Origin of the sequence: Symbiopectobacterium sp. RP, assembly GCF_050472005.1 — a bacterium.
GTDB lineage: Bacteria > Pseudomonadota > Gammaproteobacteria > Enterobacterales > Enterobacteriaceae > Symbiopectobacterium.
In genome coordinates this window covers 787,503-809,779 of the sequence record NZ_JBGOGS010000002.1, presented here as the reverse complement: position 1 = coordinate 809,779, position 22,277 = coordinate 787,503, and the positions used below count along the sequence as shown (strand labels likewise).

The window sequence follows — 22,277 nt, the reverse complement described above, 5'->3', positions numbered from 1 at the left end:
TCAATTCATTATAAAAAAACAAAGTTTTTCACACTTAAATCGCTTGCTATTTAATCTTTATCTATATAGATTGTATTTCATGAATAAGAAAACGCAGACAGTACCAGCATCATTGCTAGCGCAAGCCTATCAGCTTGGCTGACAACTCTGTTTCGCACTCTATTCAGCCAATCTGGCAATGAATATAGCTAAACCACTTAATTTTGATTACATTATTTAAATGAGCTATTCAATTGATTTTAGACGTAAAGTGATATCTACACGTGAAGAAGAAGGGTTGAGTATCCGAGAAACAGCGAAGCAATTTCGGGTTGGCCCTGCCTCTGTATCGCGTTGGATTAATCAAATAGATTCAAAAGCATCGACCACGCGTCAGCGAAAGATCGATAAATCTGAGTTGATAAAAGATGTTGAACAATATCCAGATGCTTACCAAAAAGAACGTGCAGAGCGTTTTGGCGTTTGTCAGAAGGCCATTTGGCAAGCTCTTAAAAAGCTGGGATTGACCTATAAAAAAAACTCTATGTCATCCGAAAGCCGACGAAAGCGCCCGGCAAGCATTTCAACAAAAAATACAACAGTATGAAAAAGAAGGTAAGCCTATTGTTTTTATTGATGAAAATGGTTTTCCACACGATACCCCACGGACTCACGGCTATTCCCCAAAAGGTCAACAGTGTTTTGGCCTGAGGAACTGGGGAGCCAAGGGAAGAACAATCGGATTATTTGATATCAATATTAACAGCGATGTTTTCTATTCTTAGGTCACACAAGTCCTTATCACAGTGTAATCGTGATGGACAACGCAACTTTTCACAAAAAACATAATATTCAACAAGTCATCATCGATTCAGGGTATATGGTGGAGTATTTGCCTACATATTCGCCAGATTTTAACCCAATTGAGCATAAATGGGCACAAGCAAAAAAAAGAGAGAGTGGTTGCGATACAGAGATTTTGTTCTCAGTCCATATGGTGTAATCAAAATTAAGTCGCTTGGCTATATGGGGCAAGCGCGCTATCGTGCCCACGCTGAGCCCGAATAAAACGGTGGAAGGGTTTGTCGGTGGCATTCTCAGCGCCAGCCTGATCGGTGCCGCGCTGTTCTGGGTTACGCCTTTTAGCCCGGTTGCAGCCTTCTTTATCTCGCTGTTGATCACCCTGTTGGGCTTTGCAGGCGGCTTATGCATATCGGCCATCAAACGCGATCGCGGGGTGAAAGATTTCGGCACCATGCTGGAAGGTCATCGGTGGCATGATGGATCGTATCGATTCGCTGTGCTTCGCCGCCCCAGTGTTCTTCCACGTGGTGCGCTATTTTTATAGCTAAGTGCTATAGCTAGAGCAGCGTCCGGCGTCAGCTGGCCTGTTGACGCTTACCGTAGCGCACGCAAAAGCGTTGCCGCCTGCGGTAAGCGTAGACATCCTCCACATAGCCGTCGCGAATACGCACCTGTAGATGACGCCAGTAATCTGCGGAAAACAGCTCGCTGTGCATCTCCTCAAACATCGCCAACTGCGCCTTGTCGGCAAACAGGAATTGGCGAAAAACTCCTCAGGAAAGGCAACGTTAGGTGCGACCCTGTACTAGGGCTCGCTCGCCAGCTCATCTTCCGGGTAGCGCGGCGCGGGAATATCTCGGAAATTTACCTCGGTCATGTAACAAGTCTCATCGTAATCATAAAACACCACCCGCCCGTGGCGCGTTACGCCGAAATTTTTGAACAGCATGTCGCTAGGAAAAATATTGGCCGCCGCTAACTGTTTAATGGCATTACCATACTCCTCAATCACATCACGCTGCTGCTGCACCGATGCACTATCGAGATACAGGTTAAGCGGCGTCATGCGGCGCTCCATGTAGAGATGGTTGATCAGGAGCTGATCGCCTACATCCTCCAGTTTCTCAGGTACTTCGCGGTAGAGCTCTTCCAGCAGTTCCGCACTGATCCGGTGTTTATAGCCAAGCGACATTATTTTGATAACAATTAGCTGTATTTTTTTGCCACATATCAGGGCATTGGCTGTAATCATTTTTAAGTCGGTTGGCTATACGGTAAAACAACTCGTTAGCCACCTGTAAGCGCGCCCCGGCTAACTGCTGTACGCTAAACGTCTGCGTCAGGCTGGTGACAATATTGCCAATGTCCCGCGCCAAATCGTCCCACGGCAGGCGCAGTGGCAATTCCGACAGCAGTTTGTCCAGCGTATCATGCCAGCCTTCACGCAGAACAATATCGCGGCACAGCGGGCGTGATATCTCGCCCATCCTTCGCTCAGGCTGCGAACTGAACACAAACAGTTTATCCGTTGTGAGTTCACGATGATTGAACAATCGGCACTAGACGGAATTAAAGAAACTTTCAGCAATCTCGAAACGGGGATAGTCCGGTAACAAGGTGGTGTACACGGTTTTCACACTGGCGAGAAACGTCGCATCGTAACAGCGTGGCTCGGTGATACAGCGCAACTGCTCTACCATCACCCCAACGTGGTGGTCGTAAAGGTGGATACGCTGCTTCATCGCCTGCCAGTCAGCCTGTTCGAAACGCCTCTGCGCGCCTGCGGTCACCTCTAAAAAGCGGCCATACTGCGCATCAAATCCTTGCAGAATGGTCTGCGCCACCAGTTGCTCCAGATTACGCCTCATGATGTGCTCCGCAACATCGGCCAGCTTGCTGACTGGCCGATGAGGATCAGAATTGCTGCTCTTCCGTCGACCCCGTCAGTGCGGTCACTGACGAAGCTCCCCCCTGAATGATGGTGGTCACTTTATCGAAATAGCCAGTGCCCACCTCCTGCTGATGGGAGGAGAAGGTGTAACCCTTGTTGATAGCGGCAAATTCCGGCTGCTGCAGTTTTTCCACGTAGTGTTTCATCCCCTCGCCTTGTGCATACGCATGGGCCAGATCGAACATGTTGAACCACATGCTGTGAATGCCCGCCAGCGTAATAAACTGGTATTTGTAGCCCATTTCCGACAGCGCATCCTGAAAGCGCGCAATAGTGGCATCATCCAGACTCTTCTTCCAGTTGAAGGAGGGAGAACAGTTGTAAGCCAGCAACTTGCCGGGATATTGGCGATGAATGGCATCGGCAAAACGCTGTGCCAGCGCTAAATCCGCCGTTGAGGTTTCACACCACACCAGATCGGCGTAAGGCGCATAGGCCAAACCGCGACTGATAGCCTGCTCAATACCAGCATGGGTGCGGTAGAATCCCTCGACGGTGCGCTCACCGGTCACGAACTCACGATCGTAAGGGTCACAATCTGATGTCAGCAGATCGGCAGCATCGGCATCCGTGCGTGCCACCAGCAACGTCGGCACGCCCATCACGTCCGCCGCGAGACGGGCAGCCACCAGTTTCTGAATCGCCTCTTGCGTCGGCACCAGCACTTTGCCACCCATATGCCCGCACTTCTTCACTGAGGCCAGTTGGTCCTCAAAATGGACCGCCGCCGCCCCGGCTTCAATCATCGATTTCATCAGTTCAAAGGCATTCAGCACGCCGCCGAAACCGGCTTCTGCATCCGCTACGATCGGCAGGAAATAATCCACATGGCGATCGTCATTGGGCTCAATACGGTTGGCCCACTGAATCTGATCGGCCCGGCGAAAGGTATTGTTGATGCGTGCCACCACCGCTGGCACCGAGTTCGCCGGATAGAGCGACTGATCCGGATACATGCTGGACGCTAAATTCGCATCCGCCGCCACCTGCCAGCCGGAAAGATAAATCGCTTCAATGCCCGCTTTCGCCTGCTGTAACGCCTGCCCGCCGGTCAGCGCGCCGAGACAATTCACATAGCCTTTACGCGCGCTGCCGTGCAACAGCGCCCACAGTTTGGCAGCACCGTGCTGGGCCAGCGTCGATTCCGGATTCAACGAACCGCGCAATGTGATCACATCTTCCGCGCTGTAGGGGCGTTGAATACCAGCCCAACGTTCGCTTTTCCATTCTTGTTGCAGTTGTTCAATTTGTTGAGTACGAGTTGTCATTATGAGGTGTCCTATTTATCAAGCACGGTTAGTCGAGCAGGGTGTAGCCTAGCAACGTAAAGAAATCGATCAGTTTGTCTTGCGTGGTTATCTGATCCATCAGACGCGCCGCTTTGTCAAAGCGTCCACCGCTAAAACGAACCTCGCCTAATTCCTCCTGAATCACCAGCATCTCTTCTGCCAGCATGCGTTGGAACAGGGCTTTGCTGACCACTTGCCCATCGCTCAGCGTTTTGCCGTGGTGGATCCACTGCCAAATGGATGTACGGGAAATCTCTGCCGTCGCTGCATCTTCCATCAGCCCGTAAATCGGTACGCAGCCATTTCCGGAGATCCAAGCTTCGATGTACTGCACCGCAACACGAATATTGGCGCGCATCCCCGCTTCGGTGCGCTCACCGGGACAAGGTGCCAGTAATTCTGCTGCGCCAATCGGCGCATCCCCCTCTCGGCTAACCTCAAGCTGATTGACGCGTTCACCCAACGCATCATCAAAAACCGCCATTACAGTATCCGCCAGACCAGGGTGAGCGATCCAGGTGCCGTCATGGCCACTTTTCGCTTCTAACGCCTTGTCCTGACGAACTTTTTCCAACACCCACTGATGACGCGCCGGCTCTTTGCTGGGAATAAACGCCGCCATCCCTCCCATCGCAAAAGCGCCGCGACGGTGACAGGTTTTGATGAGCAAACGTGAATAGGCATTTAGGAACGGCTTCTCCATGGTGACGGATTGCCGGTCAGGCAATACGCGGTCGGCGTGATTTTTCAATGTTTTGATATAGCTAAAGATGTAATCCCAGCGGCCGCAATTCAGCCCGACAATGTGGTCACGCAGCGCATGCAGAATCTCATCCATCTGGAACACCGTTGGCAACGTTTCAATCAGCACCGTGGCCTTGATGGTGCCACGCGGCACAGTAAAGCGATCCTCGGTATAGCTGAACACTTCGCTCCACCAAGCCGCTTCACGCCAGGATTGCAGTTTTGGCAGATAAAAATAGGGACCACTGCCCTTTGCCAGCAAGGCTTGATAGTTATGGTAAAAGTAGAGCGCGAAATCGAACAACCCGCCCGAAATGGCTTCTCCTTGCCAAGTGACATGTTTTTCCGGCAGGTGCAGACCACGCACCCGACAAATCAATACGGCAGGATTCGGTTTAAGCTGGTAGATCTTGCCTTCATCATTGACGTACGAGATGGTGCCCCGCACCGCATCGCGCAAATTGAGCTGGCCATCGATCACCTTTTCCCATGAAGGAGACAGCGAATCTTCAAAATCCGCCATAAACACTTTCACGTTAGCATTCAGGGCGTTGATGATCATCTTCCGTTCAACAGGCCCGGTGATCTCCACGCGGCGATCTTGTAAATCCGCAGGGATACTGCGAATGGTCCAGTCAGCATTGCGAATGGAAGCCGTTTCCGAAATAAAATCAGGCAATTCACCTGCATCGATCTTCTGCTGCTGTAGCTGTCTTTCCAGCAATAATCCATTTCTCGGTAACAAGAAGCGGTTGACCAACTCTGCCAGAAAATCGGTGGCCTCTTCTGTCAGAATGCTATATTCTGTCATGCCAAAACGTTCACTGAATACCAACTCTCTGCTTATTGTCTGCTGTGTCATCTCTCGGGTTCCTTTTCTCAGTGCCACACTCCCTGTTAACAGAGAGGGGTTATCAAGGGGCGAAATTTTCAACCAACAGAATTAAGCGTAATTCAATTACTTTAAAAATAAAAAATGATTTCCATTTTTATGAAAAAATAATTTATCTTTATGATTTAAATGAAGAAAAACATTAAAAAATCAGGGAAGTTATTTTCAATAAAAATAAGCAGGCATAGGGATAGGAGCCGATCTCACGATCAGCTTCCTCCCACACCACCGTACATACGGATCCGTATACGGCGGTTCAGTTATAGCCAAGCGACATTATTTTGATAACAATTAGCTGTATTTTTTTGCCACATATCAGGGCATTGGGGCTTTGTTGAATAAATAGAACTTTTGGGTAATCATCGGAGCAGATCAACACAGTTGTTTCAAAATCAGGTCTCCATGGCAAAACAAAATTTTAAAATCACCAACTGGCCCTCTTATAACAAGGCCCTCAAGCAGCGCGCTTCTCTAACCGTATGGCTAGATGAATCAGCCATTGCTGCATGGACGGAAAAAAACACTACTGAACGGCGTGGACGACCGCTCCACTACTCAGATATGGCCATCACCACAGTCCTGATGATGAAACGCGTGTTTGGCCTTTCATTGAGGGCTTTACAGGGCTTTGGTGACTCGATTTTTAAACTGATTAAATTGTCGCTGCATTGCCCAGACTATTCGCTGCTCAGCAAGCGAGCAAAGACAGTGAACATCAGCATAAAAACGCCAACCCGTGGTGAAATCTCACATCTGGTCATTGATGGAACCGGCCTGAAGGTCTTTGGCGAAGGTGAATGGAAAGTCCGGCAGCATGGTGCCGACAGACGCAGGGTATGGCGTAAGCTGCACCTGGCAGTAGACAGTGTGACGCATGAGATTATCTGTGCGGATTTGTCGCTCAGTGGTACGACTGATGCCCAAGCTCTACCGGCGCTGATAAACCAGACCCACCGGAAAATCAGAGAGGCATCGGCCGACGGCGCTTACGATACAGTTTACTGCTATGATGCTCTGCTGAGGAAGAAAATAAGGCCGCTTATCCCGCCACGAAGGGGGGCGCAATATTGGCAAGATCGCTACCACGAGCGTAACCCCGCTGTTGCAAATCAGCGCATTAGCGGTAGTAACGCTATCTGGAAAAAGAAAGTGGGCTATCACCGGCGCTCAGTGGCTGAAACGGCCATGTTCCGGTTCAAAAGGCTTCTGGGTGGTCATCTAAGTCTGAGAGACTACGATGGTCAGGTGGGTGAAGCCATGGTCATGGTCAAAGCGCTTAACCTGATCACGCTATTAGGAATGCCGAACAGTATTCGCATCACGTAACAATCGACCCGTATGGGGCGCAGTCGTTACAAGTTCTGATTTATTCAACAAAGCCGGTATATGGTGGAGTATTTGCCTACATATTCGCCAGATCTTAACCCCATTGAGCATAAATGGGCACAAGCAAAAAAAGAGAGAGTGGTTGCGATACAGAGATTTTGTTCTCAGTCCATATGGTGTAATCAAAATTAAGTCGCTTTGCTATATCACCCAGGTGTTGAATCAGGATCCGCGCCCAGCGTACCGCAAGGGGGAAGTCTCGCGTGATTACGCCGCCCTGTTGCTGGAATTCAACGTGCGCTGGCGCGTAACAGACATGCGGACGGAAGTGCTCAGCCTTGAACCAGCACCGCGCTAAGCGAAAATTGAATCGTTATCCATGACCTGCACGCCATAAAATTCACACCGCACACTTTTGACGAAGGAAAGTCACTGTTACACTAAGCCACTTTATTGTGTTTAAGGGCCTACATGGCTCTTTGCATCTCGTTTTTGGGCACATCGGTGCCCATTACTTTGCGTTCTGACGGAACTAAAACACCATGCGTACTAGCCAATATCTGCTCTCCACCCTGAAGGAGACACCTGCCGACGCGGAAGTCATCAGCCATCAGTTGATGCTGCGCGCTGGGATGATCCGCAAGCTGGCCTCCGGGTTATACACCTGGTTGCCGACCGGCTACCGAGTTCTGAAGAAAGTCGAAAACATCGTGCGTGAAGAGATGAACAACGCCGGTGCTATCGAGATTTCTATGCCCGTGGTACAACCCGCCGATCTGTGGCAGGAGACTGGCCGCTGGGAACAGTACGGCCCGGAATTGCTGCGCTTTGTCGATCGCGGTGACCGCCCGTTTGTTCTCGGTCCAACGCATGAAGAAGTGATTACCGATCTGGTGCGCAACGAGCTCAGCTCTTATAAGCAGTTGCCGCTGAATCTGTTCCAGATCCAGACCAAATTCCGCGATGAAGTGCGCCCGCGTTTCGGTGTAATGCGTTCTCGCGAATTCATCATGAAAGATGCCTACTCGTTCCATACCTCGCAGGAATCATTGCAGGTCACCTATGACGCGATGTACGACGCCTATAGCCGTGCATTTAGCCGCATGGGGTTGAACTTCCGCGCGGTTCAGGCGGATACCGGCTCTATCGGTGGTAGCGCATCACACGAATTCCAGGTACTGGCGCAGAGCGGCGAAGACGACATCGTTTTCTCTACCGACTCTGAGTACGCCGCCAATATCGAATTTGCTGAAGCCGTTGCCCCCATACTGGGACGTGCAAAAGCAAAAGAAGAGATGCGTCTGGTTGATACCCCCAACGCCAAAACCATCGCCGAGTTGGTTGAGCAGTTTAATCTGCCGATCGAAAAAACGGTCAAAACGCTGCTGGTGAAAGCAACACCAGAGAGCGGCCACAAGCTGATTGCCCTACTGGTGCGCGGCGATCATGAGCTGAATGAAGTGAAAGCGGAAAAACTGGAGCAGGTCGCCAGCCCGCTGACCTTCGCAACCAAGGCTGAGATTCGCGACATCGTTGGTGCAGGCCTAGGCTCACTAGGCCCGGTCAATATGCCAATACCGGTGATTATCGATCGCACCGTCGCGGCAATGAGCGATTTCGGCGCTGGCGCAAACCAGGACGGCAAACACTTCTTTGGCATTAACTGGGAGCGTGACGTTGCACTGCCGCAAGTGGCAGATATCCGCAACGTGGTTGAAGGCGATGCCAGCCCGGACGGAAAAGGCACTCTGTTAATCAAACGCGGCATCGAAGTGGGTCACATCTTCCAACTGGGCACTAAATACTCTCAGGCGCTGCAAGCCAGCGTGCAAGGTGAAGATGGTCGTAACCAGATCCTGACCATGGGCTGTTACGGTATCGGGGTGACGCGCGTAGTGGCTGCCGCCATCGAACAGAACCACGACGATAGTGGCATTATCTGGCATGACGCCATCGCCCCCTTCCAGGTGGCGATTTTGCCGATGAACATGCACAAATCGTTCCGCGTGAAAGAGCTGGCTGAAGACATTTATCAGCAGCTGCGCGCCAAAGGCATTGATGTGCTGCTCGACGATCGTAAAGAGCGCCCGGGTGTGATGTTTGCGGATATGGAATTAATCGGCGTGCCGCACACTATCGTCATTGGCGATCGCAATCTGGATAACGACGAGATCGAATATAAATATCGTCGTGACGGAGAGAAAAAGATGATCAAGGTCGGCGAGATCGTTGATTTTTTGTCCGCCAATACCGTTCGTTAATACGCAGCAATAAAGTGTACTAGCTCAGACCTGATCTGACAGTTACCGATTATTTATACAGGTGTCTGTCAGATTACATCTGGTTCAGATTCTTTTCTGCCCAGATCCGTTTTCCATCGAGTAAACTGGCCATCGGCGTACGCCCGCAGCACATTTTTCCCTGATGAGTTCGCTCATTATTGTAATGCCACAACCAGTTGTCCAGATCTACCTGCAGACTTTCCAGGTCTCCATATAACTTCTTGCGGAACGTAACCTGATAAAAATCCTGCAAAATGGTTTTATGGAAGCGCTCGCAGACGCCGCTCGTCTGCGGAGACATCGCCTTCGTTTTCGTATGCTCGATATCGTTGATAGCCAGATAAAGCTGATAATCATGCTGCTCCACTTTACCACAGTACTCCGTACCCCTGTCGGTCAGTATTCTCAGCACCGGCAGTCCCTGAGCCTCGTAGAACGGGAGTACGCTATCATTGAGCAGGTCGGCGGCGGTGAGCGGTGTTTTATTCGTATACAGCTTGCAGTGTGCCACTTTCGAGTACGTATCCACGAACGTCTGCTGGTAGATACGGCCCACCCCCTTCAGATTGCCCACGTAGAAGGTGTCCTGCGAGCCCAGATACCCGGGATGTGCCGTCTCGATTTCACCGCAGGCCTCATCATAGTGCGCCTTCTTCTCCAGGGCTGCGATTTGAGCGTCGGTAAGGACAATGCCTTCTCTGGCGACCTTTTCCTCAAGCGCCTTCAGGCGTTTACGGAAGTTCTCCAGGTCGTGTCGTTGCCAGATGGAGCGCACGCCGCTGCCGGAGATAAACAAGCCTTTTTTACGCAGCTCATTACTGGTCCGGTGCTGCCCATGGGGCGGGAACTCAATAGCATAATCAACAACCGCGCGTTTAGTGGCTTCGTCGGCGCGGTTCTTCAGGTTCGGAACCCGGCGGTTCTGGTTAAGCAGCGCATCAATGCCGCCTTCAGCAGCCAGTTCCTGATAACGGTAAAATGTATCGCGTGACACGCCCATGCTCTTGCAGGCTTTTGATACGTTACCGAGTTCTTCGGCGAGATTGAGCAGGCCGGCTTTGTGTTTGATAATGGGATTGTTAGTATGAAGCATGAGAGTTATAGCCAACCGACATTATTTTGATAACAGCCAGATATGCTTTTTTGCCGCATATCAGGGCATCTGTTGTAATCATTTTTAAGTCGGTTGGCTATACCTCGCGTTTTGTTTAAGGATTAGACACCCATATCAAAACCGGTAACTCTCAACCTTTCAAGGTCCAGTGTCAGATCTAGTCGCGACTAATACAAATAAAGCATAAAAAAGAGGTGGGGTTTTCCCCACCTCTTTTATTTGACTGATAGTCGACTCAACGTGCAAATACGGCATTCACTTCTGCTTCGTTATTCACGGAACAGCTCTTCAATATCCAGCCCTTGTACTTGCAAAATTTCACGCAAACGGCGCAGCCCTTCCACCTGAATTTGGCGCACGCGTTCACGGGTCAAGCCAATTTCACGACCAACGTCTTCAAGCGTTGCCGCTTCATACCCCAGCAGCCCAAAACGACGAGCCAGCACTTCACGCTGTTTAGCGTTCAGTTCGAACAACCATTTAACGATATTCTGTTTCATATCGTTGTCTTGCGTGGTGTCTTCTGGTCCGTTGTTTTTTTCATCCGCCAGAATATCCAGCAGCGCTTTATCAGAGTCCCCGCCCAATGGCGTATCGACCGATGTGATACGCTCATTCAAGCGCAACATGCGATTTACGTCATCAACAGGTTTGTCGAGCTGCTCGGCGATCTCTTCCGCACTGGGCTCGTGATCCAGCTTATGTGAAAGCTCACGCGCGGTACGCAGATAAACGTTCAATTCTTTAACGATATGGATGGGCAAACGAATCGTACGAGTTTGGTTCGTGATAGCCCGTTCAATCGTTTGGCGAATCCACCATGTGGCATAGGTTGAAAAGCGGAAACCTCTTTCGGGATCGAACTTCTCAACCGCACGGATCAAACCAAGATTACCTTCTTCGATGAGATCCAACAGCGCCAGACCGCTATTGTTGTAGCGACGAGCAATTTTCACCACCAGCCGCAGGTTGCTTTCAATCATACGGCGTCGCGATGAAACATCACCACGCAGCGCTCTACGGGCAAAAAAGACTTCTTCTTCAGCGGTCAGAAGCGGAGAGTAACCGATCTCCCCTAAGTAGAGTTGGGTAGCATCCAGCACACGCTGGGCTGCACTTTGGGATAACAACCCATCGTCGGATGCCTCATTATCCCCCGCTTCTTCCTCCGCTAGCGCCTTTTCGTCAAAAACATCAAGTCCATTTTCCTCGAACTCGGCATCATCATGTAACTCGTTAACTTTTAGCGTGCTTTGGCTCATAAGTGGCTCCTACCCGTGATCCCTTGGCAGAATACCGAAATACTCTGCCCGATTTATCGCTGCGGAAGGTAACGCAGCGGGTTTACGGATTTCCCCTTGTAACGAATTTCAAAATGCAAGCGTACTGAACTGGTTCCGGTGCTACCCATGGTAGCGATCTGTTGACCCGCCTTGACCTCTTGTTGTTCCCGGACCAGCATAGTGTCATTATGGGCATAGGCGCTCAGGTAATCATCGTCGTGTTTGATGATGATCAGATTACCGTACCCGCGTAAAGCGTTGCCCGCATAAACAACACGCCCTGAAGCGGTCGCCATGATCGGTTGCCCACGAGTGCCAGCGATATCAATCCCTTTGTTTCCCCCCTCCGACGCAGAGAAACTATCTATGACTTTCCCCTCAGTAGGCCAACGCCAGCTGCCGACAGCAGGAGCACTGCTTTCAACAACCGCGGAGGCAGTCACGGCAGCTCCAGTGGAAGGCAACATCTTACCTACATTCTGTTTACCAGAATTTCCAGAGTACGCATTAGTTGACCGAGAATCAACCTGAGTTGTTTGAATTTGCGTCATTGATGGCGGCTGAGGCACATCGCCACGCGTGGCATCGGAAGGTGCCAGCATACCGTCGCCCGTACCGCCTGCCAGCATGCGTCCGCCGCCGGCCAATCCGCTGCTTACCGGCGCGGAAGAACCGTCACTCACCTGAAGCACCTGCCCGACGTTCAGGCTATAAGGCTCAGGGACATTGTTACGCTGAGCCAACTCGCGATAATCACTGCCAGTAATCCAGGCGATGTAGAACAACGTATCGCCCCGTTTTACCATATAGGTGCTGCCGCCATAGCTACCTTTAGGAATGGCGTTATAGCTACGGTTGTATACAATGCGGCCATAGCGCGTGGTAATCGGCGCATCACCGGAAGACGATATATTAGAAGGCGCAGTCGCGAGCACTCCACCGCGGCTGCTGCTATTGCCCTGACCGCCTACGCTGCTGATTGGGGCGGGTTTGCTGTCGTTATTGGCACATCCTGCTAACCCCAGAATAATTGCCGTGCACGCCGCCATCTGACGCAGTGTTCTCGTTTGGCTTCCCATGCGCCTTGCTCCCCTATAACCGTAATACTCAATCAATACCTTAATGAGACCACTCGGGACCCGCCCTTTCATCACCGCATTGGCACCCGCTCAATGCTAACAATATCAACATGTTCTCACTATGACAGGGTTGTATTGAAATAAGTTCTATTGAAATAAATCGTAAATGACTGATACCCATAAACGTGCTTGCAAAGGTATCAGGCTAGTTCGCCTTTGACCAGTGGAACAAATTTAACCGTTTCAATGGTATTAACCACAAACTCTCCACCGTGGCGTTGTATGCGCTGCAACGTTTGCGACTGTTCTCCCACCGGGAGCACCATAATGCCCCCTTCATCCAATTGCGCTATCAGCGCATTCGGAATTTCAGGTGCCGCCGCCGTCACAATAATGGCATCAAACGGGCCGCGTGACGGCCAGCCTTGCCAACCATCGCCGTGTCGGGTGGAAACATTGTGCAGGTCCAGCTGCTTCAAACGCCGTTTAGCCTGCCATTGCAACCCTTTGATACGCTCAACGGAAAAAACCTGCTTTACCAAATGCGCCAAAACCGCCGTTTGGTAGCCGGAACCGGTGCCAATTTCGAGTACGCGAGACGCGGGCGTCAATTGCAACAGGTCGGTCATGCGGGCAACCATATAAGGCTGAGAGATGGTTTGACCGGAGCCTATCGGCAATGCGGTATTTTCATAGGCTTTATGCTCAAAGGCTTCGTCGACAAAACGCTCACGCGGCACAGCCTCGATAGCCTTAAGCAATCGCTCGTCATGAATGCCCTGCTGACGCAACAGTGTCAGCATCGTTTGCATGCACTTGTTCACCCTATCCCGTCAGCCTCAGTCGTGATTAACGTCTTCATGCCTTTACTCAATAATGGCAATTCCTTGCCGTGAGTTCGCACCCTTATTGCGTAGGTACTATATCGTTACTAGACCAGACACTGCATCTCAATCAGCGATATCCATCTGTTCAAGCGGCGTGATGAGTTCACGCACAACGCTGGTGGCAAAACTGCCTGCCGGTAGCCAGAAATCCAGCGTGACCGACGCATCATCCAGCCAGGACCAGCACATCTGCTGCGGATAGAGCATCGCGGCACGGCGCGCAACCTCCACCCGTTCACGACGCAGCAATCCAAGCAGCGTCTCGTGCCCCACCAGGCAGCGTTGTTCAAACGCCAACGCGTCACCCTGAGTGCCAGAATCGCCGTCGCCGGGCAGCGGTGCTGTCACGCACAGCTCACGGCTATCAACGCGCGTTTGCAGTGCCGCTAACTCGTCCTCATTTGCGACAAACCAACTGCCGCGCCCGGCCAGTTGCAGCGCATCACCCACCAGCACTTGCGTTACCAACCTCTGACTCAAACGTTGGCTTACGATGAGATTGAACAGCGCGCTACGGCTGGCCGACAGATAAAAGCTGCGTTTACTGCGCTCGCTAACGCGAATCTCGTCTCTGGCCCAACGTGCCGCCTGAATCAGGTTGTTGCCACCGCGACCAAAACGCTGACTGTCAAAGTAGTTCGGCACGCCCTGTTCGGCAATCGCCGCTAGCCGAGCTTCGACGGCAGCACAGTCGCTGATATTGCGCAGCGTCAGCGTGAACTGATTGCCGCGCAACGCACCGATACGCAGTTTGCGCCGATGACGGACACTGTTAAGGATTTCACACCCTTCAAGCGCAAAAGCGGAGAAATCGGGTAACACTTCGCCCGGAACATGCAGGCAAAACCACTGCTCCGTAACCGCATGCCGGTCTTTCAAGTCAGCATAGCTCACGGCACACGTGGGAATACGGGCAAATTTCGCCAACGCTGCAGCCACAAACGACGTGTTGCAACCACGTTTACGTACCTGAACCAGCAGATGTTCACCATCGCCGTCCGGTGCAAAACCCAGATCTTCCACCACACGGAAATCATCGGCGCTTGCTTTGAGCGTTCCTGTCGCCTGCGGTTCACCATGCAGCCAGAACAGACTTTCCATGTTGAGCGTAGCGGGTTCTTACTGCATTACCATGCGACCACTTCACTCCGTTCATCTTTCACCAACAGCGCAACCGCCTCGCAGGCGATCCCTTCTCCACGTCCGGTAAACCCGAGCTGTTCAGTGGTGGTGGCTTTTACGTTGACATCATCCATATGGCAGTGAAGATCTTCTGCCAGATTCACCCGCATTTGCGGAATGTGCGGGGCCATTTTCGGCGCTTGCGCAATGATAGTGACATCCAGATTGTCCAGTCGATACCCTTTTTCTTGTATCCGCTGCCACGCCTGGCGCAGCAGTTCGCGGCTGTCCGCGCCTTTGTAGGCGGGATCGGTGTTGGGAAACAGTTTACCGATATCACCTAGCGCCGCCGCGCCGAGCAGCGCATCGGTTACCGCATGCAGCAACACATCCCCATCAGAATGCGCCAACAATCCCTGAGGGTAAGGAATACGAACCCCGCCGATCACCAATGGGCCTTCGCCGCCCAGTTTGTGGACATCAAAACCGTGACCAATACGCATGGGGTTATTCTCCTTGATTAGCGAATGGTTATGAAACATAAAACCGGTGAAGGGTACATCACACGCTTGGCGGTGCCAATCGAGCCAAGTAGAACTCGGCCAACGCCAAATCCTCAGGACGTGTCACTTTAATATTATCAGCACGCCCTGCAACAATTTGTGGATGATAGCCGCAATACTCCAGCGCCGACGCTTCATCGGTCACGACAGCCCCTTGTTGTAACGCACGCTCTAGGCAATCTTGTAATAATAACCGTGGAAACAGTTGCGGCGTCAAGGCGTGCCATAAATTGCGGCGATCAACCGTGTGCTCAATCGCCTCACCCTGGCTACGCTTCATGGTATCGCGCACCGGTTCAGCAAGAATGCCGCCCACGTCGCAGTGCCGAACAAGCTGTAACAAGCGATCCAGATCCTGAAGGTGCAAACACGGACGTGCGGCGTCATGCACCAACACCCAGGGCGCATCATTGACCGCGCGCAAGCCGGCCAGCACCGAATCAGCCCGCTGTTTGCCGCCGAACACCACGCTGATGCGCGGGTCTTGTGCCAACGGCAAGGCGGCAAAGCGCCAGTCGTCGGGGCTGATGACCACCACGGCACGCTGAATGTGCGGATGCTGAAACAACGCAGCCAGCGTATGTTCCAGCAGCGTTTTTCCATGGAGGGTGAGATATTGTTTTGGACAGTCGCACGCCATTCTGCTGCCGTTTCCGGCGGCGGGCAGAACGGCGACAACCTCAGGTAAGGAGACCAGCGGTTCAGACATGAGTTAACGTGATGTCATAGGGTTAGAAGACGACAGGGAGTTGGATGCGCCAGAATTCGCAGAGGAAGGCGCCGTCGCCGCACGACGACCGGATTGATCCGGCACCAGACGATAGAAGCTCTCACCCGGTTTGATCATGCCCAGCTCATTGCGTGCACGCTCTTCAATGGCTTCTTGTCCAGCGTTGAGATCGTCGATTTCCGCGAACAGCTGCTCGTTTCGGGCTTTGAGCTTGCCGTTGTCGCCCTGCTGGACAGCCACGTCATCTTTAACCCGAACATAGTCATGAATGCCATTTTTACCCAGCCACAACGAATATTGCAGCCAACCGAGCAAAATCAATAATAACAGCGTTAGCTTTCCCATCCCGCCCCCTGAAAAACCCCCTAATCATCCCATAACTTTGCCTTCGACTCCATATCATCAGGGTGGATTAGCACACAGAGGCACTTTCAACGCCGTAAAGATCCCAATAATCAGGATATCTATTCATTTGCATTTTAGTGGAAATACGGCGTAAGGCGCCAATAATGGCAGAGAGTCTGCGGGATTTTTACCTGCGAATAAGTTGAACCTTTAGGTCGACCTGTGTATTTTTATGAAAATAAAATGCATAAAACAGATGATTCATCTGCCACACTTTGATCCAGGAGATAACATGTTCAAACCCTTTTTGTTCGCTGGCACGCTGTTCGCGGCGGCATTTTCCACGTCTATCGCTGTGGCAGAACAAACCTATGTGGTGGGGGCAGGAGGTACCTATCGTCCTTTTGAATTTGAAAACTCGCAGAAGGAGTTGGAAGGATTTGATATCGACATCATTAAAGCGATCGCCAAGGCGGAAAATTTCTCCATCAAACTGGTCAACACGCCGTGGGAAGGGATCTTCGCTACGCTGAATTCCGGCGATCGCGATACAGCCAAGCGACTTAATTTTGATTACACCATATGGACTGAGAACAAAATCTCTGTATCGCAACCACTCTCTCTTTTTTTTGCTTTTTGCTTGTGCCCATTTATGCTCAATGGGGTTAAGATCTGGCGAATATGTAGGCAAATACTCCACCATATACCCTGCATCGATGATGACTTGTTGAATATTATGTTTTTTGTGAAAAGTTGCATTGTCCATCACGATTACCCTGTTTTTAGGGAGTACTGGGATAAGGACTTGTGTGACCCAGGAATAGAAAACATCGCTGTTAATATTGATATCAAATAATCCGATAGCAAACAGCGTGGTGCCTAATAAAGCGCCGATAACATTTGTTCTTCCCTTGGCTCCCCCGTTCTTCAGCCCAAAACACCGTTGACCTTTTGGGGAATAGCCGTGAGTCCGTGGGGTATCGTGTGGAAAACCACTTTCATCAATAAAAACAATAGATTTACCTTCTTTTTCATACTGTTGTATTTTTTGTTGAAATGCTTGCCGGGCGCTTTCGTCGGCTTTCGGATGACGTAGCGTTTTTTTATAGGTCAATCCCAGCTTTTTAAGAGCTTGCCAAATGGCCTTCTGACAAACGCCAAAACGCTCTGCACGTTCTTTTTGGTAAGCATCTGGATATGGTTCAACATCTTTTATCAACTCGGATTTATCGCTCTTTCGCTGACGCGTGGTCGATGCTTTTGACGCTATTTGATTAATCCAACGCGATACAGAGGCAGGGCCAATCCGAAATTGCTTCGCTGTTTCTCGGATACTCAACCCTTCTTCTTCCCGTGTAGATATAGCCAAGCGACATTATTTTGATAACAATTAGCTGTATTTTTTTGCCACATATCAGGGCATTGGCTGTAATCATTTTTAAGTTTTTTGGCTATACAAAACGGGTCAAGCCGGATGACAATCAGAATTGGGAAACCTTTTGAGCGCTATTGAGCGGCAATCACCATAAAAAAACGCCCCGGCAATAGCCGGGGCGTTTGATATGATGAGATATTTTACTACCTGGCGCTAACAGCTCATTACTTTGCGATACGCTTGTACTTGATGCGGTGAGGTTCCAGTGCGTCTGCGCCAAACGTGCGTTTCTTGTACTCTTCGTACTCGGTGAAGTTACCTTCGAAGAACTCCACCTTGCCTTCATCCTGGTAATCCAGAATGTAGGTAGCAATACGGTCAAGGAACCAACGGTCGTGGGAAATGACCATGGCGCAGCCAGGGAACTCCAGCAGGGCGTTTTCCAGCGCGCGCAAGGTTTCAATATCCAGGTCGTTGGTGGGTTCATCAAGCAGCAGCACGTTGCCACCGACTTGCAGCAGCTTCGCCAGATGCAGACGACCGCGCTCACCGCCGGACAGTTCACCGACGCGTTTGCCCTGATCGGTACCTTTAAAGTTAAAGCGGCCAACATAGGCGCGACTTGGCATCTCGGTGGAGCCAATGCGCATGATGTCCAGCCCGCCAGAGACTTCTTCCCACACGGTTTTGCTGCTGTCCATGCTGTCACGGAACTGATCGACCGACGCTAGTTTTACCGTTTCGCCCAGTTCGATAGTACCGGAATCGGGCTGCTCTTGACCGGACATCATACGGAACAGTGTTGATTTACCAGCACCGTTCGGACCGATAATCCCAACAATCGCCCCTTTGGGCACCGCGAACGACAGGCCATCAACCAGTTGGCGCTCACCGTAGGCCTTACTCAGGTTGGTGACTTCCACCACTTTGTCGCCCAAACGGGGACCTGGTGGAATGAACAGTTCGTTGGTTTCGTTACGCTTCTGGTATTCGGTGCTGTTGAGCTCTTCAAAGCGAGCCAAACGGGCTTTGCCCTTGGCCTGACGACCTTTGGCACCTTGGCGCACCCACTCCAGCTCTTTCTCAATGGATTTACGGCGAGCCGTTTCCTGAGAGGCTTCTTGCGCCAGACGTTGATCTTTTTGCTCCAGCCAGGAAGAGTAGTTGCCTTCCCACGGAATGCCTTCGCCGCGGTCCAGTTCCAGAATCCAGCCAGCCACGTTATCAAGGAAGTAACGGTCGTGGGTGATGGCTACCACGGTGCCTTCGAAGTCGTGCAGGAAGCGTTCCAGCCAAGCTACGGACTCCGCATCCAGGTGGTTGGTCGGTTCGTCGAGCAGCAGCATGTCTGGTTTTTCCAACAGCAGACGACACAACGCCACGCGACGGCGCTCGCCCCCGGACAGTTTGGCGATTTTGGCATCCCATTCCGGCAGGCGCAGCGCATCGGCAGCGCGTTCTAACTGGTTATCCAGATTATGGCCATCGTGCGCCTGAATGATCTCTTCCAGCTTACCCTGTTCCGCCGCCAGCTTGTCGAAGTCGGCATCCTGATCGGCGTACAGAGCATACACTTCATCCAGACGTTTGAGCGCACCGACCACTTCCGATAGCGCTTCTTCGACGGATTCACGTACTGTGTGTTCCGGGTTGAGCTGCGGCTCCTGTGGTAAATAGCCGATTTTAATGCCGGGTTTCGGGCGCGCTTCCCCTTCGATGTCTTTATCGATCCCAGCCATGATACGCAGCAGGGTGGATTTTCCTGCGCCGTTCAGACCCAGCACGCCAATTTTTGCGCCCGGAAAGAAGCTGAGGGAGATATTCTTTAAAATATGGCGCCTTGGCAGAATCACTTTGCCGACGCGGTGCATGGTATAGACGTATTGAGCCACGTTGCGACTTCGCCTCTCTATGGGTTAAAGGATGCAGTGCGTTGCCCGCGCTGCATCGAGGTTATAGCCAACAGACTTAAAAATGATTACAGCCAATGCCCTGATATGTGGCAAAAAATACAGCTAATTGTTATCAAAATAATATCGCTTGGCTATAACGATGAAGGTGGGGCGTCGCCCTCTTCGATTTATCGTTATGCTGATGCGGAGTGTAGCTGGTTTCGCTGTGCGATCCCAGCCATCATCCCTTACTGTCTGTCACTCTGTGAGATGGCGCTAAGGGCTGCGTTTTGGCGCACAGCGCCCTACCCGGAATTTATAAACGGTTATCCTTATGTTGCTTGACATTTTATTCCCTTTTGCGACATATCGCCGCCGCGCATCCTGTGCCACACTGGAGGGCAGCAAATGTCGTCTGGATGATGCAAATTTTGCTGATGCGAACACCCTGTTTGCACTGACGGCGGCATTCTGGGGCGAAATGTATCAGTGATGTACACATTGCATGTCGATAACCGTTTGGGATGAGGTGGTTTGGATGAAGGGTAACATGGGGCGCTGGGCGCGCATTGCCATCCTGTGTCTGGCGGGGGTTACAAGCTCAGCCATGGCGGATACGCTGGATGCTCAACGCCAGCGTTATCAGCAGGTTAAGCAGGCGTGGGACAGTAATCAGATGGATACCGTGCAGGCGTTGATGCCAACCTTGCGCTATTATCCGCTTTATCCTTATCTGGAATACCGCGCGTTAACACAATCGCTAGGGCAGGTGAGCAGCAGCGACGTCAGAGCATTCTCGGCGCGTTATCCAACATTACCGCCTGCCCGTAACCTGAAATCCCTGTTTGTGAATGAACTGGCGCGCCGCGAGGATTGGGCGAGCTTGCTGGCCTTTGCGCCCACCTCACCCAAACCGGTTGCGGCGCACTGTAATCACCTCTATGCCCGTTTCGCTACGGGGCAGCGTCAGGGTGTGTGGGATGAAGCAAAGGCCATCTGGCTGACCGGCCGTTCGCTGCCTACCACTTGCGATAAGCTGTTTGCCGTTTGGGAAGCCGCTGGTGAAAAAACGCCGATCGCCGTACTGGAGCGCATTCGGCTGGCAATGAACGAAGGCAGCACCGGGCTGGTTAACTATCTGGTGAAACAGCTTCCGCCTGATTACCGTACCATCAGCAATGCGTTGATGAAGTTACAGAATGACCCCAAAACCGTAGAGCGCTTTGCACGCAGCGTGGGGCCAACCGATTTTACGCGCAATGCCACTCTGGTTGCCTTCCGCCAACTGGTTCGACAGGATGAAGAGGGGGCCCGTGCGCTTATCAGCGTATTGGTGCGGCTGCAAAAAATGAGCGAAGCCGATCGCCGCGAGATGGAAGAAGCGGTGGCTTGGCGTTGGATGGGAACCGGTGCGACGCCAGAACAGGCCGCCTGGCGTGATGCTGTTACGCAGCGCAGCCAATCCACCAGCCTGATTGAACGCAGGGTACGTATGACGCTCGGAGAGGGGGATAAAGCTGGGCTGCGCTTCTGGCTCGCGAAACTTCCGACTGAGGCGTTACAAAAAGATGAGTGGCGCTACTGGCAAGCGATGTTGCTGTTAGATAACGGGCAGCGTCAGGATGGGGAAGTCATACTGCGATCGCTGATGCAGGGACGGGGTTTCTACCCGATGGTTGCCGCGCAGAAGCTCGGTATCCCTTATTCGTTGACCATTGCCTCGTCCATCCCGGATAAGACATTGGCACAACAACCGGAAATTGCGCGCGTGCGCGAATTGATGTACTGGAACATGGACAATCTGGCGCGTAGCGAATGGGGGGAACTGGTGGCGAACAGCGATAAGCCGCGTCAGGGAGCGTTAGCGCGTTACGCGTTTGATCAAGGCTGGGCTGACCTCAGCGTGCAGGCGACCATTGTGGCTAAGCTGTGGGACAATCTGGAAGAACGTTTCCCGCTGGCATGGCACGACACCTTCCAGCGAATGACCCAAGGGCGTGCCATTCAACAGAGCTATGCGATGGCGATTGCCCGCCAGGAAAGCGCCTGGAACCCGCAAGCGCGCTCTCCGGTCGGTGCCTCTGGCCTGATGCAACTGATGCCGGCCACCGCGCAGCATACCGCGAAAAAGGGCAACCTGAGCGGCTATATAGCCAACCGACTTAAAAATGATTACAGCCAATGCCCTGATATGTGGCAAAAAATACAGCTAATTGTTATCAAAATAATGTCGCTTGGCTATATCAACAGCAGCCAACTGTTCGATCCCGAAACCAATATTCTGTTGGGCACCACTTATCTGGATGATGTCTATCAGACCTTCAATAACAACCGTATCCTTGCCAGTGCAGCCTATAACGCCGGTCCTTCGCGCGTGAATACCTGGTTGAAAAACAGCGCAGGGCGTCTCGATCCGGTTGCCTTTATTGAAAGCATTCCATTTACCGAAACACGTGGCTATGTGAAAAACGTGCTGGCCTACGATGCCTTCTATCGCTACTTCCTGCATCAGAATGACAGCGTATTGACGTCAGCAGAGTGGGGACAGCGTTACTAGGTGTTGCGTTACCGATGCGATTTTTCACGCACGATATCGGTGATTTCCTAATGATTATGCTAT

20 protein-coding genes and 5 pseudogenes are annotated in these 22,277 nt (G+C 51.7%); 10 read left to right on the top strand and 15 right to left on the bottom strand.

Annotation, left to right across the window (positions count from 1 at the left end; genetic code table 11):
• Positions 1-220: 220 nt before the first annotated feature.
• From ACD630_RS22750 to ACD630_RS22740, 3 genes and pseudogenes are all read left to right on the top strand, one after another.
• A complete protein-coding gene (locus ACD630_RS22750) occupies positions 221-586 on the top strand; it encodes an IS630 transposase-related protein (protein ID WP_430360730.1) in 366 nt (121 codons plus the stop codon).
• A gap of 210 nt (positions 587-796) precedes the next feature.
• Positions 797-982: a transposase gene (locus tag ACD630_RS22745; protein WP_430360729.1), complete on the top strand. Its 186-nt coding sequence runs from the start codon at positions 797-799 to the stop codon at positions 980-982.
• A 21-nt stretch (positions 983-1,003) separates the two neighbouring features.
• Positions 1,004-1,331: pseudogene (locus ACD630_RS22740) on the top strand (phosphatidate cytidylyltransferase); the annotation flags it as partial.
• Positions 1,332-1,358: 27 nt separating this feature from the next.
• Here ACD630_RS22740 and ACD630_RS22735 read toward each other — a convergent pair.
• The 4 genes and pseudogenes from ACD630_RS22735 to ACD630_RS22720 form a co-directional block, all read right to left on the bottom strand.
• A pseudogene (locus tag ACD630_RS22735) lies at positions 1,359-2,651 on the bottom strand (isocitrate dehydrogenase kinase/phosphatase AceK regulatory subunit).
• A gap of 46 nt (positions 2,652-2,697) precedes the next feature.
• The gene (gene aceA, locus ACD630_RS22730) at positions 2,698-4,002 is read right to left on the bottom strand and encodes an isocitrate lyase (RefSeq protein WP_430360728.1); all 1,305 of its coding nucleotides are present in this window, start codon (positions 4,000-4,002) and stop codon (positions 2,698-2,700) included.
• Between the two features lie 28 nt (positions 4,003-4,030).
• The gene (gene aceB, locus ACD630_RS22725) at positions 4,031-5,629 is read right to left on the bottom strand and encodes a malate synthase A (RefSeq protein ID WP_430361253.1); all 1,599 of its coding nucleotides are present in this window, start codon (positions 5,627-5,629) and stop codon (positions 4,031-4,033) included.
• A 286-nt stretch (positions 5,630-5,915) separates the two neighbouring features.
• The gene (locus ACD630_RS22720; RefSeq protein ID WP_430360727.1) at positions 5,916-6,038 is read right to left on the bottom strand and encodes a hypothetical protein; all 123 of its coding nucleotides are present in this window, start codon (positions 6,036-6,038) and stop codon (positions 5,916-5,918) included.
• Positions 6,039-6,061: 23 nt separating this feature from the next.
• Here ACD630_RS22720 and ACD630_RS22715 point away from each other — a divergent pair, with 23 nt between their 5' ends.
• The 4 genes and pseudogenes from ACD630_RS22715 to proS all read left to right on the top strand — a co-directional run bounded on the left by ACD630_RS22715 (position 6,062) and on the right by proS (position 9,246).
• The gene (locus ACD630_RS22715) at positions 6,062-6,985 is read left to right on the top strand and encodes an IS5 family transposase (protein WP_430360726.1); all 924 of its coding nucleotides are present in this window, start codon (positions 6,062-6,064) and stop codon (positions 6,983-6,985) included.
• Positions 6,986-7,045: 60 nt separating this feature from the next.
• The gene (locus tag ACD630_RS22710; protein ID WP_430357939.1) at positions 7,046-7,177 is read left to right on the top strand and encodes a transposase; all 132 of its coding nucleotides are present in this window, start codon (positions 7,046-7,048) and stop codon (positions 7,175-7,177) included.
• A 10-nt stretch (positions 7,178-7,187) separates the two neighbouring features.
• Positions 7,188-7,343, top strand: a pseudogene (locus tag ACD630_RS22705) (tRNA (N6-threonylcarbamoyladenosine(37)-N6)-methyltransferase TrmO); the annotation flags it as partial.
• Positions 7,344-7,527: 184 nt separating this feature from the next.
• Positions 7,528-9,246 carry a proline--tRNA ligase gene (gene proS / locus ACD630_RS22700; protein WP_430360725.1) on the top strand — a complete coding sequence of 573 codons (1,719 nt, stop codon included), beginning with the start codon at positions 7,528-7,530 and terminating at the stop codon, positions 9,244-9,246.
• 73 nt (positions 9,247-9,319) lie between these two features.
• Here the strand turns inward: proS and ACD630_RS22695 are convergent, their stop codons facing one another.
• The 8 genes from ACD630_RS22695 to ftsB all read right to left on the bottom strand — a co-directional run bounded on the left by ACD630_RS22695 (position 9,320) and on the right by ftsB (position 16,390).
• Positions 9,320-10,360 carry an IS481 family transposase gene (locus ACD630_RS22695; RefSeq protein ID WP_430360724.1) on the bottom strand — a complete coding sequence of 347 codons (1,041 nt, stop codon included), beginning with the start codon at positions 10,358-10,360 and terminating at the stop codon, positions 9,320-9,322.
• Between the two features lie 290 nt (positions 10,361-10,650).
• Positions 10,651-11,643 carry an RNA polymerase sigma factor RpoS gene (gene rpoS / locus ACD630_RS22690; RefSeq protein WP_430360723.1) on the bottom strand — a complete coding sequence of 331 codons (993 nt, stop codon included), beginning with the start codon at positions 11,641-11,643 and terminating at the stop codon, positions 10,651-10,653.
• A gap of 53 nt (positions 11,644-11,696) precedes the next feature.
• Positions 11,697-12,743, bottom strand: a complete 1,047-nt coding sequence (gene nlpD, locus ACD630_RS22685) for a murein hydrolase activator NlpD (RefSeq protein WP_430361252.1) — start codon at positions 12,741-12,743, stop codon at positions 11,697-11,699.
• A gap of 200 nt (positions 12,744-12,943) precedes the next feature.
• Positions 12,944-13,555, bottom strand: a complete 612-nt coding sequence (locus tag ACD630_RS22680; RefSeq protein WP_264626104.1) for a protein-L-isoaspartate(D-aspartate) O-methyltransferase — start codon at positions 13,553-13,555, stop codon at positions 12,944-12,946.
• A gap of 138 nt (positions 13,556-13,693) precedes the next feature.
• Positions 13,694-14,731: a tRNA pseudouridine(13) synthase TruD gene (truD, locus tag ACD630_RS22675; RefSeq protein WP_430360722.1), complete on the bottom strand. Its 1,038-nt coding sequence runs from the start codon at positions 14,729-14,731 to the stop codon at positions 13,694-13,696.
• 26 nt (positions 14,732-14,757) lie between these two features.
• Positions 14,758-15,255, bottom strand: a complete 498-nt coding sequence (gene ispF / locus ACD630_RS22670) for a 2-C-methyl-D-erythritol 2,4-cyclodiphosphate synthase (RefSeq protein WP_430361251.1) — start codon at positions 15,253-15,255, stop codon at positions 14,758-14,760.
• 58 nt (positions 15,256-15,313) lie between these two features.
• Complete coding sequence (gene ispD / locus ACD630_RS22665; protein ID WP_430360721.1) at positions 15,314-16,024, bottom strand: 2-C-methyl-D-erythritol 4-phosphate cytidylyltransferase; 711 nt, start codon at positions 16,022-16,024, stop codon at positions 15,314-15,316.
• Positions 16,025-16,027: 3 nt separating this feature from the next.
• Positions 16,028-16,390, bottom strand: coding sequence for a cell division protein FtsB (gene ftsB / locus ACD630_RS22660; protein ID WP_430360720.1), 363 nt, complete (start codon positions 16,388-16,390; stop codon positions 16,028-16,030).
• A 292-nt stretch (positions 16,391-16,682) separates the two neighbouring features.
• Here ftsB and ACD630_RS22655 point away from each other — a divergent pair.
• Positions 16,683-16,940: pseudogene (locus tag ACD630_RS22655) on the top strand (transporter substrate-binding domain-containing protein); the annotation flags it as partial.
• An 81-nt stretch (positions 16,941-17,021) separates the two neighbouring features.
• Here the strand turns inward: ACD630_RS22655 and ACD630_RS22650 are convergent.
• From ACD630_RS22650 to ettA, 3 genes and pseudogenes are all read right to left on the bottom strand, one after another.
• Positions 17,022-17,729, bottom strand: a pseudogene (locus ACD630_RS22650) (IS630 family transposase); the annotation flags it as partial.
• Positions 17,665-17,826 carry a hypothetical protein gene (locus ACD630_RS22645; RefSeq protein WP_430359616.1) on the bottom strand — a complete coding sequence of 54 codons (162 nt, stop codon included), beginning with the start codon at positions 17,824-17,826 and terminating at the stop codon, positions 17,665-17,667. The gene ACD630_RS22645 and the pseudogene ACD630_RS22650, both read right to left, overlap by 65 nt.
• Positions 17,827-17,989: 163 nt before the next feature.
• Entirely contained in the window at positions 17,990-19,657 is a 1,668-nt protein-coding gene (gene ettA, locus ACD630_RS22640; RefSeq protein WP_430360719.1) for an energy-dependent translational throttle protein EttA, read from the bottom strand.
• Between the two features lie 36 nt (positions 19,658-19,693).
• On the opposite strand from ettA, the gene ACD630_RS22635 reads away from it, so the two are divergent.
• Positions 19,694-20,002, top strand: coding sequence for a hypothetical protein (locus tag ACD630_RS22635; RefSeq protein WP_430360718.1), 309 nt, complete (start codon positions 19,694-19,696; stop codon positions 20,000-20,002).
• Positions 20,003-20,207: 205 nt separating this feature from the next.
• Positions 20,208-22,214 carry a murein transglycosylase gene (gene sltY, locus ACD630_RS22630; protein WP_430361250.1) on the top strand — a complete coding sequence of 669 codons (2,007 nt, stop codon included), beginning with the start codon at positions 20,208-20,210 and terminating at the stop codon, positions 22,212-22,214.
• The last annotated feature ends 63 nt before the right edge of the window (positions 22,215-22,277 follow it).

Excerpts from the sequence above, each read along its gene's own strand:
- ACD630_RS22750 (WP_430360730.1), top strand. The coding sequence starts at position 221 with ATGAGCTATTCAATTGATTTTAGACGTAAAGTGATATCTACACGTGAA.
- ACD630_RS22745 (WP_430360729.1), top strand. The coding sequence starts at position 797 with ATGGACAACGCAACTTTTCACAAAAAACATAATATTCAACAAGTCATC.
- aceA (WP_430360728.1), bottom strand. The coding sequence starts at position 4,002 with ATGACAACTCGTACTCAACAAATTGAACAACTGCAACAAGAATGGAAA.
- aceB (WP_430361253.1), bottom strand. The coding sequence starts at position 5,629 with ATGACACAGCAGACAATAAGCAGAGAGTTGGTATTCAGTGAACGTTTT.
- ACD630_RS22715 (WP_430360726.1), top strand. The coding sequence starts at position 6,062 with ATGGCAAAACAAAATTTTAAAATCACCAACTGGCCCTCTTATAACAAG.
- ACD630_RS22710 (WP_430357939.1), top strand. The coding sequence starts at position 7,046 with ATGGTGGAGTATTTGCCTACATATTCGCCAGATCTTAACCCCATTGAG.
- proS (WP_430360725.1), top strand. The coding sequence starts at position 7,528 with ATGCGTACTAGCCAATATCTGCTCTCCACCCTGAAGGAGACACCTGCC.
- ACD630_RS22695 (WP_430360724.1), bottom strand. The coding sequence starts at position 10,360 with ATGCTTCATACTAACAATCCCATTATCAAACACAAAGCCGGCCTGCTC.
- rpoS (WP_430360723.1), bottom strand. The coding sequence starts at position 11,643 with ATGAGCCAAAGCACGCTAAAAGTTAACGAGTTACATGATGATGCCGAG.
- nlpD (WP_430361252.1), bottom strand. The coding sequence starts at position 12,743 with ATGGGAAGCCAAACGAGAACACTGCGTCAGATGGCGGCGTGCACGGCA.
- ACD630_RS22680 (WP_264626104.1), bottom strand. The coding sequence starts at position 13,555 with ATGCAAACGATGCTGACACTGTTGCGTCAGCAGGGCATTCATGACGAG.
- truD (WP_430360722.1), bottom strand. The coding sequence starts at position 14,731 with ATGGAAAGTCTGTTCTGGCTGCATGGTGAACCGCAGGCGACAGGAACG.
- ispF (WP_430361251.1), bottom strand. The coding sequence starts at position 15,255 with ATGCGTATTGGTCACGGTTTTGATGTCCACAAACTGGGCGGCGAAGGC.
- ispD (WP_430360721.1), bottom strand. The coding sequence starts at position 16,024 with ATGTCTGAACCGCTGGTCTCCTTACCTGAGGTTGTCGCCGTTCTGCCC.
- ftsB (WP_430360720.1), bottom strand. The coding sequence starts at position 16,390 with ATGGGAAAGCTAACGCTGTTATTATTGATTTTGCTCGGTTGGCTGCAA.
- ACD630_RS22645 (WP_430359616.1), bottom strand. The coding sequence starts at position 17,826 with ATGATTACAGCCAATGCCCTGATATGTGGCAAAAAAATACAGCTAATT.
- sltY (WP_430361250.1), top strand. The coding sequence starts at position 20,208 with ATGGGGCGCTGGGCGCGCATTGCCATCCTGTGTCTGGCGGGGGTTACA.